Here is a 16,505-nt window from a genome sequence, read left to right on the forward strand (position 1 = left end):
ATGACCAGCCCCCGCATCGCTGAAGTCCAGCGCAACACCAACGAAACCCAGATCCGCGTGCGCGTCAACCTGGACGGCACCGGCGTGTCCAAGCTCGCCACCGGCATCGGTTTCTTCGACCACATGCTCGACCAGATCGCCCGCCACGGGCTGATCGATCTGGAGATCGAGGCCGTGGGCGACCTGCACATCGACGGCCACCACACGGTCGAGGACGTCGGCATCACGCTCGGCCAGGCCGTGGCGCTGGCCGTGGGCGACAAGAAGGGCCTGACCCGCTACGGCCACAGCTATGTGCCGCTGGATGAGGCGCTGTCGCGCGTGGTGGTCGATTTCTCGGGCCGCCCCGGGCTGGAGATGGGCGTCAAGTTCACCTCGGGCTCGATCGGCCAGCTTGACACCCAACTGGTGCACGAGTTCTTCCAGGGCTTCGTCAACCACGCGCTGGTCAGCCTGCACATCGACAACCTCAAGGGCCAGAACGCGCACCACCAGTGCGAGACCATCTTCAAGGCCTTCGGCCGCACGCTGCGCATGGCGCTGACGCTGGATCCGCGCTCGGCAGGCGTGATTCCGTCGACCAAGGGAACTCTTTGAGATGAGAACGCTCGCAGTCGTCGACTACGGCATGGGCAACCTGCGCTCGGTCTCGCAGGCCGTGCTGCACGTGGCGCAGGGCTCGGGCCTGCAGGTGGTGGTGACGTCGCACCCCGATCAGGTGCGCGCCGCCGAGCGCATCGTGCTGCCCGGCCAGGGCGCCATGCGCGACTGCATGCGCGAGCTGCATCAGGCCGGCCTGAAAGAAGCGGTGGTCGAAGCCGCCCACACCAAGCCGCTGCTGGGCGTGTGCGTGGGCATGCAGATGCTGCTCGACCACTCCGAGGAGCAGGACACGCCCGGCCTCGGCCTGATCCCCGGCCGCGTCAGGCGCTTCCAGCTCGAAGGCCGGATCCAGCCCGACGGCAGCCGCTACAAGGTGCCACAGATCGGCTGGAACCGTGTTCGCCAGATGCAGCCAGACTCACAGCCGCATGCGCTCTGGCAAGGCGTGCCTGACGACGCCTGGTTCTACTTCGTGCACAGCTACTACGCCGACCCGACCCAGGCCGCGCACAGCGCCGGCGTGACCGACTACGGCGCGCCCTTCACCTGCGCCGTGGCGCGCGACAATATTTTCGCGACCCAGTTCCACCCCGAGAAAAGCGCGGCCCACGGGCTGGCGCTGTTCCGCAACTTCCTGAACTGGCAGCCCTGACGGCCCGTGCCGCCTGCGCCAGTTCGCTCCCCTTTTCCCTTCCATTGATTGGATCCCAGCCATGCTGCTGATCCCCGCGATCGACCTCAAAGACGGTCAATGTGTGCGCCTCAAACAAGGCGACATGAATGACTCCACCACCTTCGGCGAAGACCCGGCCGCCATGGCACGCCGCTGGGTCGACGCAGGCGCCCGCCGCCTGCACCTGGTCGACCTGAACGGCGCCTTCGCCGGCAAGCCGGTCAACTCGGACGCCATCAAGGCCATCCTGGCCGAGGTCGGCGGCAGGATCCCGGTGCAGCTGGGCGGCGGCATCCGCGACCTCGACACCATCGAGCGCTATCTGGCCGACGGCCTGCGCTACGTCATCATCGGCACGGCGGCGGTCAAGAACCCGGCCTTCCTGCGCGAGGCGTGCGCCAAGTTCGCCGGCCACATCATCGTCGGCCTCGATGCCAAGGACGGCATGGTCGCCATCGACGGCTGGAGCAAGCTCACCGGCCACGAGGTGATCGCCACCGCCCGGCAGTTCGAGGACGACGGCGTCGAGAGCGTGATCTACACCGACATCGGCCGCGACGGCATGCTCAGCGGCATCAACATCGACGCCACCGTCAAGCTCGCCCAGGCCCTGAAGATCCCCGTGATCGCCTCGGGCGGCCTGAGCAACATCACCGACATCGAAGCGCTGTGCGCGGTCGAGAAAGACGGCGTCAGCGGCGTGATCTGCGGCCGCTCGATCTACACCGGCGACCTCGACTTCGCCGCCGGCCAGCGCTTGGCCGACCAGTTGAACGGCAGCCGCTGACATGCTCGCCAAACGCATCATCCCCTGCCTCGACGTCACCGGCGGCCGGGTCGTCAAGGGCGTCAACTTCGTGGGTCTGCGCGATGCGGGCGATCCGGTCGACATCGCGGCGCGCTACAACGAGCAGGGCGCCGACGAGCTGACCTTCCTCGACATCACCGCCACCAGCGACGGGCGCGACCTGATCCTGCACATCATCGAGGCGGTGGCCTCGCAGGTCTTCATTCCGCTGACGGTGGGCGGCGGCGTGCGGGTAGTGGAAGACGTGCGGCGGCTGTTGAATGCGGGCGCGGACAAGGTCAGCTTCAACTCGGCGGCGGTGTCCAACCCGGACGTGATCCGCGAGGCGTCGGGCAAGTACGGCGCGCAGTGCATCGTGGTGGCCATCGACGCCAAGCGCCGCCAGGGCGACGACCTGAGCGCGCGCGGCGCGGGCTGGGACGTCTACACCCACGGCGGGCGCAAGAACACCGGCATGGATGCGGTGGCGTGGGCGGCGCAGATGGCGCAGTACGGCGCGGGCGAGATCCTGCTGACCAGCATGGACCGCGACGGCACCAAGAGCGGCTTCGACCTGGCGCTGACCCGCGCGGTGGCCGACGCCGTGCCGGTGCCGGTGATCGCCTCGGGCGGCGTCGGCAACCTCGACCACCTGGCCGACGGCGTACAGCAGGGCGGCGCCGACGCGGTGCTGGCCGCCAGCATCTTCCACTACGGCGAATACACCGTGGCGCAGGCCAAGGCGCTGATGGCCGCACGCGGGATTCCGGTCCGGACCTGACACCCGCAGCGTTCACCGGACAAGTGAAAAAGCGCACGCCTGGACGTGCGCTTTTTCACTTTTTCATGCCGGATCCAGAAAAATTGATGGTGCGCTGCCGAACGTTTTCGCCCGGCCACCTAACATCGCGCGCCCAGCCCCAGAAGAAGAAGTAAAAAACACATGCCACGCTCGACGATGCCCGCGGTGACCCGATTGAATTTCCGCGCTGTGCTCGTCAGTGCATCGCTGGGCGCCTGGCTGTTTCTGGCCACGCAGAGCTTGCCGGCACACGCGGCCGCTCCGGTGGCACCGACCGCCGCCGCAACGGCCACGCCGGAGTTGCTCTACACCCTGGTGCCTGGCGACAACCCCTGGACGGTGTCGGCGCGCTACCTGAACGACATGAGCCTGTGGGCGCGAGTGGTCAAGCTCAACGACATCCGCCATGACCGGCAGCTCCGCCCCGGACAAGTGCTGCGCATTCCGGTCGCCTGGCTGCGCACCGAGCCGGCGTCGGCCGAGGTGCTGCATCACCACGGCGCCGTGGAGCTGCTCAGCGTCGACGGCCAGACACCTGCGGCCCGCACCGGACTGAAGCTGGGCGCGGGCACCCGCATCGTCACGGGCGCGCAGGGCAGCGTGAGCTTCAAGCTCGAAGACGGATCGGTCTTCCTGGTGCGGCCAGACAGCGAAGTCCTGATCGAGCGCCTGGCGCGCCCGCTGCTGCCCGTCAGCCCGGGCAGTGGGCCGAGGATGCAGCTGAGCCTGTCGCTCACACGCGGTGCGGTCGACAACCTGGTCAACAGCCAGAAAGCCGCCGGGCGCTACGAGATCAAGACCCGCGCGGCGGTGGCCGCCGTGCGCGGCACCGAGTTCCGCGTCAGCACCGACGGCGAATCGACGCGCACCGAGGTGCTTGATGGGCGCGTCAACGTCGGCAACGCGCAGGGGCAAGCGCTGCTGCCACGCGGCAGCGGCACGCTGACCCGCACCGGCGCCGCGCCTGAAGCCGCGCGGCCCCTGCTCGCCGCGCCTTGGCTGGACGCGGTGCCGGCGCTGGTCGAGCGTTTTCCCATCGATCTGCCCCTCAGCCGGGTGTCCGGCGCCGTGCGCTACCGCAGCCAGCTGGTGCCGACCGGGACCCGGCAGGTGCTGCTGGCGGACCAGGTGGCCGATGCCGCGCGCGTGCGCCTGCCCGACATGCCCAACGGCAACTATCTGCTGCAGGTGCGCGCCATCGACGCCCAGGGCCTGGAAGGCCTGCCCGCGCAACGCGCCCTGCACGTGCACGCCCGCCCTTTTCCGCCGATGCCGCTGCAGCCGCAGCCCGAGGGCCAGGTCACCGAGACCCGGCCACGGTTCGAATGGACCGAAAGCACAGCCAGCGCCGAAGGCCCGCGCGAAGTGCTGTTCCAGCTCAGCCGCACCGCCGACTTCAGCGGCGACGTCATCGAGCACCGCAGCCCCGATGCCGGCCAGGTGCCCGCCTCACAAGACCTCGCACCCGGCCCCTGGTTCTGGCGCGTGGCGTCGGCCACTGCGGCTGAAGGGCAAGGCCCCTGGAGCGATGTGCAGCCGTTCCGCCGCGTCGTGCCCGGCCCCGGTGCCGAAGCACCACAGGCGCAGGACGGCCAGCTGGTGCTGCGCTGGCCGCGGGCCTCGGGCGCGGCGCACTACCGCGTCGAGGTGGCGGCTGTCGCGGCCCCGAAAGCGGACACCCAAGCCGACACACCGGCCACCACGGCGCCGCTGGTCGACACCACGCAGGAGGCGGCGCAACTGAGCCTGCCCACGCCCGCGCCCGGCACCTACGCGGTGCGCATTCAGGGTATTGATGACGATGGCCACGCCGGCCCGTGGGGCCCGCCGCAGCAGTTCACGGTCAAGGAAAAAACCAGCCGCTGGCCGTACCTCTGGCTGCTCATGCCGCTGTTGTTGAGCGTTCTTTGACGCGCTGGCCATGCCGCCTTTGCGCCTCCCCGCCCGCCGATCACGGTTGAAAACCTGGTTCCAGCCCTGGTGGCTGGCGGGCTTGGGGGTGCTGCTGCTCGGGGCGGTGCAACCACGCCTGGCCGAGCGGATCGACCTGCTGGGCTTTGACCTGCTCGTCCCGGCGCTGCAGCAGGCGCCGCAAAGCGTGGTGCTGCGCATCGACGACACCAGCCTCGCCGCGCTGGGCCGCTGGCCCTGGCCGCGCGAACTGCATGCGCGCATGCTCGACCGCCTGCACGAAGCGGGCGCCACGCAGGTGGTGCTCGACATCCTGTTCGCCGAGGCCGCCGATGCGCAGGGCGACACCGCCCTCGCCGCCGCGCTGCAGCGCAGGCCGGGCACCGTGCTGGCCGCAGCGCCGGCCACCCCTACTGCCACGACCGTCGACGACGTCGTGCTGCCCCAGCCCGCGCTGCAGGTGCACGGTCGCATCGGCCATGTTCAGGTGCCGATCGACGCCGACGACCACGTCCGCCGCCTGGCCTTGAAAGCCGGGCCGGGTGCGCCGCTCTGGCCGGCACTGGCACTGGCGGCCTTGCCACCGCCTGAGGCGGCCGAACTGACCGATGCCGACGCGGCCTTGTCCCTCACGCCACACACCTGGACCACCACACCACCTGTCCTGCTGCCCCGGGCCGGCGAGGGCCAGGCGGCGCTGCCCGAGATTTCTTTCGTGCAGGCGCTGGCTGACCCCGCGCTGGCGCAGAAGGTGCGCGGGCGCACGGTGTTTGTCGGCGTCACGGCGTCGGGCCTGGATCAGCCGCTGCAGACCTCGCTGTGGCCGCATGACCGACCCATCTCGGCGGTGCAGTTCCATGCGCACGCCTTCGAAGCCCTGCGCCAGGGCGCGCACATCACGCCGTGGTCCGTACCCGCACAGTGGAGCGCCAGCCTCGCGCTGGTGGTAGCTGCGCTGCTGCTGTGGTGCCGCAACGTGCCGAGCCTGAGGTGCGCCTTGACCGTGGCTGCGACGCTGACCCTGCCCTGGGTCATGAGCGGCGTGCTGCTGACGCAGCAGCAGTGGTTCGCGCCCGCCCTGCCGACGCTGGCCCTGCTGACCGCCGCCGTCACCCGCATGGGGCAGCGCCACTGGCGCACCCACCGCGACGGCCAGCGCGCCCGGCGCAAGGCCCAGGCCACGCTGCAGGCGATTGGCGACGCGGTCATCGTGATGCGGTCGGACGGCGGCATCGATCACCTCAACCCCAGCGCCGAGCGCCTGGCACGTCAGGCTGTGCCCGCTGGTGCCGGCCTGGGCGAGGTCTTTGCGTTCGATGCGCACAGCCTGATGCGGCTGCAGCAAACCCTGCAGCAAGCCCTGTCGATCACCCCCCCGGCCACCCGCAGTCAACCGCTGCCCGAGCCGGTGCGCATCCACACCCCCGCCGGGCTGCGGGCGCTGCGGGCCACCTTCTCGCCCATGCAGGATCGGCGTGGCCGCCCCGACGGCGTGGTACTGGCGCTGAGCGATGTCACCGAAGAGCTGGCCGCCACCGCGCGCCTGGCCTACACCGCCAGCCACGACGCCCTGACGCAACTCTCCAACCGCACGGTGCTGTCCGACCGGCTGGCGACCGCGCTGGCGCAGGCGCCCGATCGTCTGGCCGCCCTGCTCTTCATCGACCTGGACCGCTTCAAGCGCATCAACGACAGCCTCGGCCACCACCACGGCGACGAGGTGCTGCGCGTCACCGCCGCCCGCCTGCGCGCCACCTGCCGCCCCGGCGACACCGTGGCGCGCTGGGGCGGGGACGAGTTTGTGGTGCTGATGCCCGGACTCGCGACCCAGTCAGAGGCAGCAACTGCCGCCCGCGCCATCGTCGCCGCGCTCAGTCAGGACATTGACCTCGATGGCCTGCAAGTTGCCAGCAGCTGCAGCGTGGGCATTGCGCTGGCCCCGGAACACGGCGTCGACCTCGAAACCCTGATCGCCCTGGCCGACTCGGCCATGTACGCCGCCAAGGCACAGCCCGCCCTGCGCTGGCAGTTCTACCAGGCGGCCACCGGCCCCTGGGCGCTGTGGACGCGCGATCGCCTCAGCCTGGAGGCCGACATCCGCAGCGCGCTGGAGCAGGGCCACTTCGAGCTGCACCTGCAGCCCCAGGTGGCCACGCTGACGGGCCGTCTGGTCGGCTTCGAAGCCCTGCTGCGCTGGCGCCACGAGAGCGGCCGCCTGATCATGCCGGACGAGTTCATCGGCGTGGCCGAAGAGTCCGGGCTGATCCTGACGCTGGGCCACTGGGCGCTGCGCGAAGCGGTGCAGCTGATCGCCCGCTGGCAGCAGCGCGGCGGCCCGCAGGTGCCGGTGGCCGTGAACATCTCGGTGCTGCAATGCATGGACCGCAGCCTGGTCCAGACCCTGGGCGAGCTGCTGGCCCAGAGCCGCATTCCGCCCCACCTGCTGACGCTTGAAGTCACCGAAACCGCCGCCATGAAGGATGCCGCCCAGGTGCACGATCTGCTGAGCGCCATCCACGCGCTGGGCGTGAACCTGTCGCTGGACGACTTCGGCACCGGCTACTCGTCGCTCGCCTACCTCAAGCGCTTTCCGATCGACGAGATCAAGATCGACCGCAGCTTCGTGCGCGACATCGACATCGACCCCGACAGCACCGCCATCGTGCGCGCCACCATCGCCATGGCGCACAGCCTGGGGCTGCAGGTGGTGGCTGAAGGCGTGGAGACCGAAGCGCAGCGGCGGCGTCTGCAGCAACTGCACTGCGACCGGCTGCAGGGCTACCTGTTCTCGCCCGCCCTGCCAGTCCATGAAGCAGCGACCTGGCAGGAATCACTGAGACTGCAGGCCACCCCGGCGGACGAACAGCACCTGGACGCGCGGATGCTGTCGCTGTAGTCCAAAGCCCGACGCCCCGGTTTTCAGGCCTTCAGGTACTCCAGCTTGCCACCCAGCCAGCGCTGGATCTGCGCCTGCGCGGCGGCGGGGTATTGGTCCAGCAGCTGCGGCGCCAGCTCGCGGGCCTGCAGCAGCAGGGGGGCGTCGTGCGTCAGGTCGGCAAACCGCAGCAGCGCGTCACCGCTCTGGCGTGCACCCATGAACTCGCCAGGGCCGCGGATTTCCAGGTCGCGCCGGGCGATCTCGAAGCCGTCGGTGGTCTCGGCCATGGCCTTGAGGCGGTCGCGACCGGTCTGGCTCAACGGCCCGGTGTAGAGCAGCACGCAGACGCTGGCGACCGCACCGCGCCCGACCCGGCCGCGCAGCTGGTGCAGCTGCGCCAGGCCGAAGCGCTCGGCGTGCTCGATCACCATCACGCTGGCGTTGGGCACGTCGACGCCGACCTCGATCACCGTCGTGGCCACCAGCACGCTCATGGCGTTGGCGCTGAACTGCGCCATCACGGCGGCCTTGTCGGCGGAGCTCATGCGGCCGTGCAGCAGGCCGACATTCACGCCACCCAATTCGGCCGACAGCAGCGCATGCGTCTCGGTGGCGTTCTGCAGATCGAGTGCCTCGCTCTCCTCGATCAGCGGCACGACCCAGTAGACCTGGCTGCCCTTGGCGACCTCGTCGCGCACGCGGGCGATCACCTGCTCGCGCCGGTCGGCGGCAAACACGCGCGTGACGATGGGTGTGCGCCCCGGGGGCAGTTCGTCGATGGTCGACACGTCCAGGTCGGCAAAGTAGGTCATGGCCAGCGTGCGCGGAATCGGCGTGGCGCTCATCATCAGCAGATGAGGTTCGAGCGCCTGCAGCGCCAGCTTGCGGCGCAGCTCCAGCCGCTGGGCGACGCCGAAGCGGTGCTGCTCGTCGATCACGGCCAGGCCGAGCCTGGCAAACGTCACGTCGTCCTGGATCACCGCATGCGTGCCGACCACCAGCTGCGCGGCGCCGCTGGCGACCTTCTCCAGCATCGCGGTGCGCGCCTTGCCCTTGCGGCTGCCGGTCAGCCACGCCACGTCGATGCCCAGCGGCGCCAGCCACTGCAGCAGCTTGCGGAAATGCTGCTCGGCCAGGATCTCGGTCGGTGCCATCAGCGCGCACTGCCAGCCCGCGCCCATCGCGATGGAGGCGGCCAGCGCCGCCACCACCGTCTTGCCGGAGCCGACGTCGCCCTGCAGCAGCCGGTGCATCGGCTGGGCGCGGCGGAGGTCGGCGGTGATCTCGCTGGCGACGCGGCGTTGCGCGCCCGTCAGCTGGAACGGCAGCACCGCCAGCAGCTGCTCATGCAGGCCACCGGCGGTGCCGTGCAGCGCCGGGGCGCGCAGCTTGGCGCGCTCGCGCTGGGCCTGCAGTTGCGACAACTGCTGAGCGAGCAGTTCCTCGAACTTGATGCGCTGCCACGCCGGGTGCTCGCGCTCCTGCAGTGCGTGCAGGGGGGTGCGTGCCGGCGGGTGGTGCAGCAGGTAGAGCGCCTCGCGCAGCGCCGGCAGGCCGGCAGGCAGCAGCGAGGCGGGCACGATTTCATCGAGCCGCGCGCGCGACAACCCCGCCATCACCGCCTTGCGCAGATAGGCCTGCGGCAGCTGCGCGCTGGTCGGGTAGACCGGCGTCAGCTCACGCGCGAGCGGCGCACCGGGCTCGATGGCCTTGAAGGCCGGGTGCACGATCTCGCGGCCAAAGAAGCCGCCGCGCAACTCGCCGCGCACCCGCACCCGCGCGCCGGGCGCGAGCGTCTTTTCATGCGACGGATAGAAGTGCACGAAGCGCAGGATCAGCTCGGCGCGGCCCGGCGCCTGGCCGACCGATTCGACCAGCTTGACGATCAGCTGCCGGCGCGGCCGCAGCTCGACGCGGGCCTCGCGCACCACGCCTTCCACGTGCACCAGATCGCCCTCATGCGCCGTGCCCAGCGGCGTCAGCCGGGTTTCGTCCTCATAGCGCAGCGGCAGGTGCAGCGCGAGGTCGATGTCGCGCGTCAGCCCGAGCTTTTCCAGCGCCCGCTGCGGCGCGCTGAGGGTTTTTTTGGCGGCCGGCGCCGAGAGTTCAACCGGCACGGCGGGCGATGTGTTGGCGCAGCCAGGCGGCAAAGGCGGGTTCGTCCAGACCGCCACCGGCCAGCTCGAACACGCCCACGGTGGCGTCCGCCTGGCCGGCGGTCAACCGCCAGCCGTTGAGCGCCAGGAACAGACCAACGCTGAGGAAAGCCGCGCGCTTGTTGCCGTCGACAAACGGGTGATTCATGACCAAGCCGTGGCCGTAGGCGGCGGCGAGTTCGGCCACGTCCGGGGGCGGCTCAGCGCCGTGCAGGGCGCGGTTGACCGGTCGAGCCAGGGCCGAATCGAGCAGGCCCTCATCACGCAAGCCTGACGCGCCGCCGTGATCGGCCAGGCTTTCGTCGTGCAGCAGCACCAGCATGCGCTTGTCGATCCAGCGCCAGGCGTCGTTCGCTGGCGTATTCACTGCGAGCCTCACTTGGCCAGCGCGCGGAAGGTGTCGCGGTACTCGCGCATGAACTCGCGGCCGAGCGCGAGTTGCTCCTCGAACGCCGGATCGAAGGGCGTCAGCGCAAAACCGTCAGGCGTCTCGGTCAGGTGCACCGTGTCGCCCTTGCCCAGCTTGAGCCGCGCCAGTACCTCCTTGGGCAGAATCACGCCAACCGAATTGCCGATCTGAGTGAGCTTGAGGCTGTGCATGGCGATCTCCGTGAGGCGTTCAAGTTGAGGCGCGCAAGTTATAACTTTTGTTATATTTTGCGCCACTCCCCTTCTTTTCTGCAAGTGCTTTTGCATCGCGACCGACACCGTGACTTCTTCATTGCCCCGCTCCTACACCGTCGCTGATTTCGATTTCGACCTGCCGCCCGAGCTGATCGCCCAGCATCCGGCGCCCGAGCGCAGCGCCTCGCGGCTGCTGGACGCCAGCGGCCCTGGGTCGGTCGACCGCATTTTTCGCGACCTGCCCGGCCTGCTCAACCCCGGCGACCTGCTGGTGTTCAACGACACGCAGGTGATCCGCGCACGGCTCTACGGCGCCAAGGACTCGGGCGGCGCGGTCGAGGCGCTGGTCGAGCGCGTGCTGCCGGCCTCGGCCGGTGGCAGCCATGAGGTCTGGGCGCACCTGCGCGCCAGCAAGTCGCCGCGCGCCGGCCAGGGCGTGGTGTTCCGCAACGACGCAGGCGAAACCTTCCGCGCCGAGGTGCTGGGCCGCTGCGGGCCGGAGGACGGCCTGTTCCACCTGCGTTTCCCGTCGGACGCGTTCGCGCTGCTGGATCGCTTCGGCCACATCCCGCTGCCGCCCTACATCACTCACGCGGACGATGCTGATGACGCGCGCCGCTACCAGACCGTGTTCGCCCGCGCACCGGGCGCGGTGGCAGCCCCAACGGCTGCGCTGCACTTCGATGAAGCCTTGCTGGACGCGCTGACCGAGCGCGGCGTGGGCCGCGCCAGCGTGACGCTGCACGTCGGCGCGGGCACCTTCCAGCCGGTGCGGGTCGAGCAACTGAGCGAGCACCGCATGCACAGCGAGTGGTTCGAGGTGCCGCAGGCCACGGTCGACGCGATTGCCGCGACCCACGCACGCGGCGGCCAGGTCATCGCCGTGGGCACGACCACGCTGCGCGCGCTGGAGTCCGCCGCGCGCAGCGGCGTGTTGCTGGCCGGCGCGCAGGAGACCGACATCTTCATCACCCCAGGCTTCGCCTTCCAGGTGGTCGACCGCTTGATCACCAACTTCCACCTGCCCAAAAGCACGCTGATGATGCTGGTGAGCGCGCTGGCCGGCCACGCGCGCATCCGCACGCTCTACGCCGAGGCGATCGAGCGGCGCTACCGCTTCTTCAGTTACGGTGACGCGATGCTGCTGAGCCGCCTCAAGAGCTGACGTGCGGGCTGTCCTGCGGACGGTGCTGCGTCTGTGGCGCGGGCTGCTGCTCGGCCTGATCGGCGCGCTGCTGCCCGCCGCACTGTGGGCGCAGCCCGCCGCACCGGCCACGGTGCTGACGCAGGCGCAGTTCAGCAGCGATGGGCAGGTCGTGGCCGAACAGACGGTTGCGCTGCCCGACACCTGGGCGCAGCGCGGCCTGTCCAACCGGGGCGCGGGGGTGTATCGGCTGAACTTCGTGCTGCCACCGCTGTCACAGTGGCCGCAGGAAGGCTGGGCGCTGCAGATCGACCGTCTGGCCGAGCAGCATGAGGTGCGGCTCAACGGCACGCTGCTGAGCAGCCGCCTGACGCAGGCCAACCTGCCCCACCGTAGCACCCCCTCCAGCCGCGCCACGCCGAACTGGCTGCCGCTGCCGTCGCCACTGCTGCAGCGTGGCGGCAATGAGCTGCTGATCACCGTGCGTCACTCGACACGCGGCGGGCTGTCGCCGGTGGTGATCGGCCCGGCCAGCGCCTTGTGGGACGCCAGCCAGCTGGAGCAGTGGCGGGTGATGACGCTGCCGGTGATGCTCAACAGCGCGGGCATGGCGCTCGGCCTGTTCATGCTGATTTTCTGGTGGCGGCGGCGCAGCGAGTGGCTGCTGGGCGGCTTCGGGCTGCTGTGGCTGGCGATCTCGCTGCGCAGCACGGTCCAGATCCTGACGCCGCCGAGCGCGCGCGGCATGCTGCTGGACGGCTTCATGTACGCCAGCCAGATCTTCAACGCCATGCTGCTGGGCGGGCTGGCGCTCGGCATGGCCGACCTGCGCGGGCACGCCTGGCGCCAGGTGCTGGGCGTGACCGGCGTGGTGTTGATGCTGGCGGCCATTCCGGCCGCTGCGCTGGGGGCGATGGACGCGTTGCGGACCTGGGCCTATCCGCTGATGTTCGTGGTGGTGCTGCCGCCGCTGGTGCTGGTGGCGCGCAACGCCCGCGCGCTGAGATCCTCTACCCGGCTGGTGCTGCTGGCGGCGGTGCTGACGCTGGTGGTCGCGGCCGGCCACGACTATCTGTGCTGGCGCGGCACCTTCTCGGTGATGGCTGTCTACTGGATTCCGCTGGCGCTGCCCGTGGTGCTGTCGGTGTTTGCGTGGCGGCTGATCCAGCGCGTGACCGGCGCGCTGCGCGAGGTCGAGCAGCTCAACACCGATCTGGAAGGCCGCGTGGCCGAGCGCACCCAGGCGGTCGAACAGGCCCACCGCGCCAAGACCCGCTTCCTGGCGGCGGCCAGCCACGACCTGCGCCAGCCGGTGGTGAGCATCGGGCTGATGATCGACCTGCTGCGCGACCAGCTCCACGCCCCGGCGCAGCTGCGCCTGATCGACCGGGTCGATGAAGCGATGGCGTCGCTGGAACAACTGCTCAAGGGCCTGCTCGACCTGTCGCGGCTCGACGCCGGCACGGTGCAGCCCCGCCGCAGCGCCGTGGTATTGCAGCCCTTGTTCGATGCCATCGAAGCCCATGAGCAGCCGACGGCCACGCGAAAGAACCTGCGCCTGCGGCTGCGCGCCACGCCGCTGGCCGTGCACACCGACGCGGTGCTGCTGGAGCAGATCCTGCGCAACCTGGTCGGCAACGCGCTGCGCTACACCCCGCGCGGCGGCGTGCTGATTGCGGCGCGCCGGCACGGCACGCAGGTGCGGCTGCAGGTGTGGGACAGCGGCATCGGCATCGCCGAAGACCAGCAGGGCCTGGTGTTCGAGGAGTTCGTGCAGAGCCGCCAGGCCGGCGAGAGCAGCCACGCCGGCCTGGGGCTGGGCCTGGCGATCGTGCGGCGGGCGACCCGGCTGCTCGGCCATGAGCTGCGGCTGCGCTCGCGGGTCGGGCAGGGATCCTGCTTCGAGCTGATCCTGCCACGGGCTTCGACGGCCCTGCGGCCCTCGCAGACGGCCGAGGCACTGTCGCCCCCCGAACCCGCCTGGCCCCTGTTCGGCCTGCGGCTGGCGGTGGTCGATGACGAGGCCACGGTGCGTGAAGCGCTGGCGGCGCGGCTGTCCGCCTGGGGAGCGCAGGTCCAGAGCTTCTCGGGCGTGACGCCGCTGCGCCAGCGCCTGGCGATGCGGCCACGCGGCCACAGCGGCATCGACCTGCTGGTGACCGACTGGCGCCTGAACGGCAGCAACGGCCTGCAGGCCATCGAGGCGCTGCACAGCTACGCCGGCCCGGTGCCGGTGCTGGTCATCACCGGCAACACCGCCCCGGACGAGCTGGCACGGCTGGACGCCAGCGGCGTGCCGGTGCTGCACAAGCCGTTTCGCGCCGAGGCCTTGCTGGCTGCGGTGCTGCAACTGCAGCGGGCGTCGGGTCGCGTGCCGGACTCAGTGATCGAAACGCAGCCCGGCGCGGGCCGCCGCGATGACGGCCTGAACGCGTGAGCTGACCCCCAGCCGGCGGAACAACCCGAGCAGGTGGGTCTTGACGCTCGACTCGGCCAGGCCGAGCTGGCGCGCGATCACCTTGGTCGACAGGCCGACCACCAGCAGGCGCAGCACATCGACCTGGCGCGGTGTCAGCCCCAGCTCCCAGATGACGGCCAGCTGCCGCTCGGCGGCCGTGAGCGAGTCGTCGGGCAAGGGCAGATCGAACGCCGGCAGATGCCGGAACAGCTGCGGCGGCAGATAGATGCCCCCGCCCAGCACCACGCGCAGCGCGGCCTCGATCGCGCCGCTGCGGGCAGTCTTGGGAATGAAGCCCGCAGCACCCAGCTCGATGCTGGCCAGAATGGTCTCGGGCCGCTCGTCGGCGGACAGCACCACCACCGTGAGGTCGGGCGCGACCGAGCGCAGCACCGGCAGGCTGTCGGTGCCCTGGCTGTCGCGCAGGCCGAGGTCGAGCAGCAGCAGGTCAATGCCCCGGTCGGCGCTGAGGTGCACCAGCGCGCTGGTCAGGTCGGACACCTGCAGCAGGTGCACTTCGGGGAAGCGCTCTGCCATCAGCAGCGCCAGCCCTTCGCGGAACAGCGTGTGGTCGTCCACCAGCAGCGCCTTGGTGGCGGCAACGCCGGCATCGATCCGGTCCACCGGAGCGTCAGCCTCGGCAGGGTCCGGCGGGGTGTGCCCGGCGGGCACTGAAGGGGTGAGAGACATCGGTTGGGCAGTCAGAGCGGCCCAAACTATAACCAGCCCTGCGCTGGGAATGGCTTGATTCCCGACTCAGGGCGAGGCGGTTTGCATTGCGTCACGCATTCAGCGGGCCACAGGCGTCTCGGGCTGGCTGACGAAGCCGATCCGCGTCAGCCCGGCGGCCGAGGCGTCGGCCAGCGTCTGGGCGACGTGGCGGTACGGCGCGTCCTGGTCGGCGCGCAGGTGGATTTCGGGCTGCACACTGCTGCCCCCTTGGGCCATGAAGCGGCGGGCCGCCTCGGCCCGGCTGACCGGCTCGCCGTTCCAGTAGCGCAGGCCCTGGGCGTCGATGGCGAACTCGATCTTGTCGGCTACCGCCGGCTGCACCTGGCTGCTGGCCTGCGGCAACTGGAGCTTGACGGAGTGGGTGAGCAGCGGCGCGGTGACGATGAAGATCACCAGCAGCACCAGCATCACGTCGATCAGCGGCACCATGTTGATCTCGGCCAGCGGGGCGCTGGCCGATCGGCGGTCGAAACTGGCGAATGCCATGGCGGGGTCTCCGGGTTGGGGGGTGAAATCAGGACTGCGCCTGGCGCGCTGCGCCCTGCCCGCCGACCAGGGTCGAGCCGGTGGACAGGAAGGTCTGCAGCTCGAAGGCGAAGCCGTCCAGCCGCGCGCCCAGCACCCGGTTGCCGCGCGTGATGGCGTTGTAGGCCATCACCGCCGGAATGGCGACGGCCAGGCCGATGCCGGTCATGATCAGCGCCTCGCCCACCGGGCCGGCCACCTGGTCGAGCGTGCCGGCACTGCCCGCGCCGATCACCAGCAGCGCGTGGTACACGCCCCAGACCGTGCCGAACAGGCCGACGAACGGCGCGGTGGCGCCGATGGTGGCCAGCGTGGTCAGGCCGTTTTCGAGCCGGGTGGTTTCCTCGTCGAGCACCTTGCGGATGGTGCGGGTGACGAAGTCCTGCGCCGTGCCGGCCTCGGCCAGATTCGCCGCGCCGTAACGGGCGTGGTGCGCCTGGGCGTGCAGCGCCTGCGCGGCCAGGTGGCTGAAGGGGTCGCGCGCGTCATGGGTCTCGAAACCGGCCTGGACTTCGTCGAGCGAGCGGGCGTTCCAGAAGAACTTCAGGAACTTGTCGCTGCGCTGGCGACGGATCACCTGGCTCAGGCTCTTGATCAGGATCAGCGCCCAGGACAGCACCGACATCAGCACCAGCACGGCCAGCAGCGTCTTGCCGACGGCGTCCGACTGGGCGATGAAATGGCCAAAGCCCATGCCGGACGGGACAAGCTCGGTGGCCGCAGTGGCGGCAACAACTTCAGTGGGACTCATCAAAAACTCCTGCAAGACAATTTCAGATTCAAATTCAGATCAGGGACGGGTTCAGAACTTGAACTCGGCCTCGGACGTGGCCCAGAACTCGAAGGGCACGCCGTTCTCCAGCCGGGGTTTGGCGCGGCAGAGGCGCGCCTTGGCGAGCGCCTCCTGGTCGAGCCGGGGCGAGCCGGACGAGCGCAGCAGCTCCACCGTGCGCGGCACGCCCCGCCCGTCGAACAGGATGCGCACCTGCACCGTGCCCTCCTCGCGCAGCCGCTCGGCCGCGCGCGGGTACTCGTAGGCAGGCGGGCGCACCCAGTCGGTGTCGGTCAGCACGACCTTGCGCGGCGCGGCGGGGGCCGCAGCGGGCGGGGTGGCTGGCGCGGGTGGAGCCGGTGGCGCAGGCGGTGCCGGGGGCGCGGGTGGAGCCGTCGGTGCCGCCAGCGGAGGCGGCTCGGGGGGCGGGGGCGGCGCGG

General features: G+C 70.4%; 15 protein-coding genes. 8 read left to right on the forward strand and 7 right to left on the reverse strand.

The window, feature by feature from the left end:
• From hisB to AC5IG3_RS17555, 6 genes are all read left to right on the forward strand, one after another.
• Entirely contained in the window at nt 1-597 is a 597-nt protein-coding gene (gene hisB, locus AC5IG3_RS17530) for an imidazoleglycerol-phosphate dehydratase HisB (RefSeq protein WP_491907570.1), read from the forward strand.
• 1 nt (nt 598) lies between these two features.
• On the forward strand, nt 599-1,255 hold the full coding sequence (hisH, locus tag AC5IG3_RS17535; RefSeq protein ID WP_491907571.1) for an imidazole glycerol phosphate synthase subunit HisH: 657 nt from the start codon (nt 599-601) through the stop codon (nt 1,253-1,255).
• A 61-nt stretch (nt 1,256-1,316) separates the two neighbouring features.
• Entirely contained in the window at nt 1,317-2,063 is a 747-nt protein-coding gene (gene hisA / locus AC5IG3_RS17540; protein WP_491907572.1) for a 1-(5-phosphoribosyl)-5-[(5-phosphoribosylamino)methylideneamino]imidazole-4-carboxamide isomerase, read from the forward strand.
• Between the two features lies 1 nt (nt 2,064).
• Entirely contained in the window at nt 2,065-2,844 is a 780-nt protein-coding gene (hisF, locus tag AC5IG3_RS17545; protein WP_491907573.1) for an imidazole glycerol phosphate synthase subunit HisF, read from the forward strand.
• 162 nt (nt 2,845-3,006) lie between these two features.
• Nucleotides 3,007-4,776, forward strand: coding sequence for a FecR family protein (locus tag AC5IG3_RS17550; protein ID WP_491907574.1), 1,770 nt, complete (start codon nt 3,007-3,009; stop codon nt 4,774-4,776).
• Nucleotides 4,777-4,822: 46 nt separating this feature from the next.
• Complete coding sequence (locus tag AC5IG3_RS17555) at nt 4,823-7,672, forward strand: EAL domain-containing protein (protein WP_491907575.1); 2,850 nt, start codon at nt 4,823-4,825, stop codon at nt 7,670-7,672.
• Between the two features lie 23 nt (nt 7,673-7,695).
• On the opposite strand, the gene recG is transcribed toward AC5IG3_RS17555, so the two are convergent.
• From recG to AC5IG3_RS17570, 3 genes are read right to left on the reverse strand one after another with little or no spacing between them, the layout of a single operon-like run.
• Nucleotides 7,696-9,771 carry an ATP-dependent DNA helicase RecG gene (recG, locus tag AC5IG3_RS17560; RefSeq protein WP_491907576.1) on the reverse strand — a complete coding sequence of 692 codons (2,076 nt, stop codon included), beginning with the start codon at nt 9,769-9,771 and terminating at the stop codon, nt 7,696-7,698.
• Nucleotides 9,761-10,177 carry a type II toxin-antitoxin system death-on-curing family toxin gene (locus AC5IG3_RS17565; RefSeq protein WP_491907577.1) on the reverse strand — a complete coding sequence of 139 codons (417 nt, stop codon included), beginning with the start codon at nt 10,175-10,177 and terminating at the stop codon, nt 9,761-9,763. Before AC5IG3_RS17565 ends, recG begins: the two co-directional genes overlap by 11 nt.
• An 8-nt stretch (nt 10,178-10,185) precedes the next feature.
• Nucleotides 10,186-10,410: an AbrB/MazE/SpoVT family DNA-binding domain-containing protein gene (locus tag AC5IG3_RS17570; RefSeq protein ID WP_491907578.1), complete on the reverse strand. Its 225-nt coding sequence runs from the start codon at nt 10,408-10,410 to the stop codon at nt 10,186-10,188.
• 109 nt (nt 10,411-10,519) lie between these two features.
• Here AC5IG3_RS17570 and queA point away from each other — a divergent pair, with 109 nt between their 5' ends.
• The gene (gene queA, locus AC5IG3_RS17575; protein ID WP_491907579.1) at nt 10,520-11,599 is read left to right on the forward strand and encodes a tRNA preQ1(34) S-adenosylmethionine ribosyltransferase-isomerase QueA; all 1,080 of its coding nucleotides are present in this window, start codon (nt 10,520-10,522) and stop codon (nt 11,597-11,599) included.
• A 1-nt stretch (nt 11,600) separates the two neighbouring features.
• Nucleotides 11,601-14,015, forward strand: coding sequence for an ATP-binding response regulator (locus AC5IG3_RS17580; RefSeq protein ID WP_491907580.1), 2,415 nt, complete (start codon nt 11,601-11,603; stop codon nt 14,013-14,015).
• On the opposite strand, the gene AC5IG3_RS17585 is transcribed toward AC5IG3_RS17580, so the two are convergent.
• From AC5IG3_RS17585 to AC5IG3_RS17600, 4 genes are all read right to left on the reverse strand, one after another.
• A complete protein-coding gene (locus AC5IG3_RS17585; protein ID WP_491907581.1) occupies nt 13,959-14,726 on the reverse strand; it encodes a LuxR C-terminal-related transcriptional regulator in 768 nt (255 codons plus the stop codon). The genes AC5IG3_RS17580 and AC5IG3_RS17585 overlap by 57 nt on opposite strands.
• Nucleotides 14,727-14,825: 99 nt before the next feature.
• Nucleotides 14,826-15,254 carry an ExbD/TolR family protein gene (locus AC5IG3_RS17590; protein ID WP_491907582.1) on the reverse strand — a complete coding sequence of 143 codons (429 nt, stop codon included), beginning with the start codon at nt 15,252-15,254 and terminating at the stop codon, nt 14,826-14,828.
• A gap of 28 nt (nt 15,255-15,282) precedes the next feature.
• The gene (locus AC5IG3_RS17595) at nt 15,283-16,044 is read right to left on the reverse strand and encodes a MotA/TolQ/ExbB proton channel family protein (protein ID WP_491907583.1); all 762 of its coding nucleotides are present in this window, start codon (nt 16,042-16,044) and stop codon (nt 15,283-15,285) included.
• 51 nt (nt 16,045-16,095) lie between these two features.
• Nucleotides 16,096-16,505: energy transducer TonB (locus AC5IG3_RS17600; RefSeq protein ID WP_491907584.1), on the reverse strand; the 410-nt coding region annotated here is incomplete at its 5' end.

Origin of the sequence: Leptothrix sp. (in: b-proteobacteria) (genome assembly GCF_965250675.1) — a bacterium.
Lineage (GTDB): Bacteria > Pseudomonadota > Gammaproteobacteria > Burkholderiales > Burkholderiaceae_C > Sphaerotilus.

What these genes read in the sequence shown, in the direction of transcription:
- AC5IG3_RS17550 (WP_491907574.1), top strand. Translation starts at nt 3,007, where the DNA reads ATGCCACGCTCGACGATGCCCGCGGTGACCCGATTGAATTTCCGCGCT.
- hisA (WP_491907572.1), top strand. Translation starts at nt 1,317, where the DNA reads ATGCTGCTGATCCCCGCGATCGACCTCAAAGACGGTCAATGTGTGCGC.
- AC5IG3_RS17570 (WP_491907578.1), bottom strand. Translation starts at nt 10,410, where the DNA reads ATGCACAGCCTCAAGCTCACTCAGATCGGCAATTCGGTTGGCGTGATT.
- AC5IG3_RS17595 (WP_491907583.1), bottom strand. Translation starts at nt 16,044, where the DNA reads ATGAGTCCCACTGAAGTTGTTGCCGCCACTGCGGCCACCGAGCTTGTC.
- hisH (WP_491907571.1), top strand. Translation starts at nt 599, where the DNA reads ATGAGAACGCTCGCAGTCGTCGACTACGGCATGGGCAACCTGCGCTCG.
- hisB (WP_491907570.1), top strand. Translation starts at nt 1, where the DNA reads ATGACCAGCCCCCGCATCGCTGAAGTCCAGCGCAACACCAACGAAACC.
- hisF (WP_491907573.1), top strand. Translation starts at nt 2,065, where the DNA reads ATGCTCGCCAAACGCATCATCCCCTGCCTCGACGTCACCGGCGGCCGG.
- AC5IG3_RS17585 (WP_491907581.1), bottom strand. Translation starts at nt 14,726, where the DNA reads ATGTCTCTCACCCCTTCAGTGCCCGCCGGGCACACCCCGCCGGACCCT.
- AC5IG3_RS17590 (WP_491907582.1), bottom strand. Translation starts at nt 15,254, where the DNA reads ATGGCATTCGCCAGTTTCGACCGCCGATCGGCCAGCGCCCCGCTGGCC.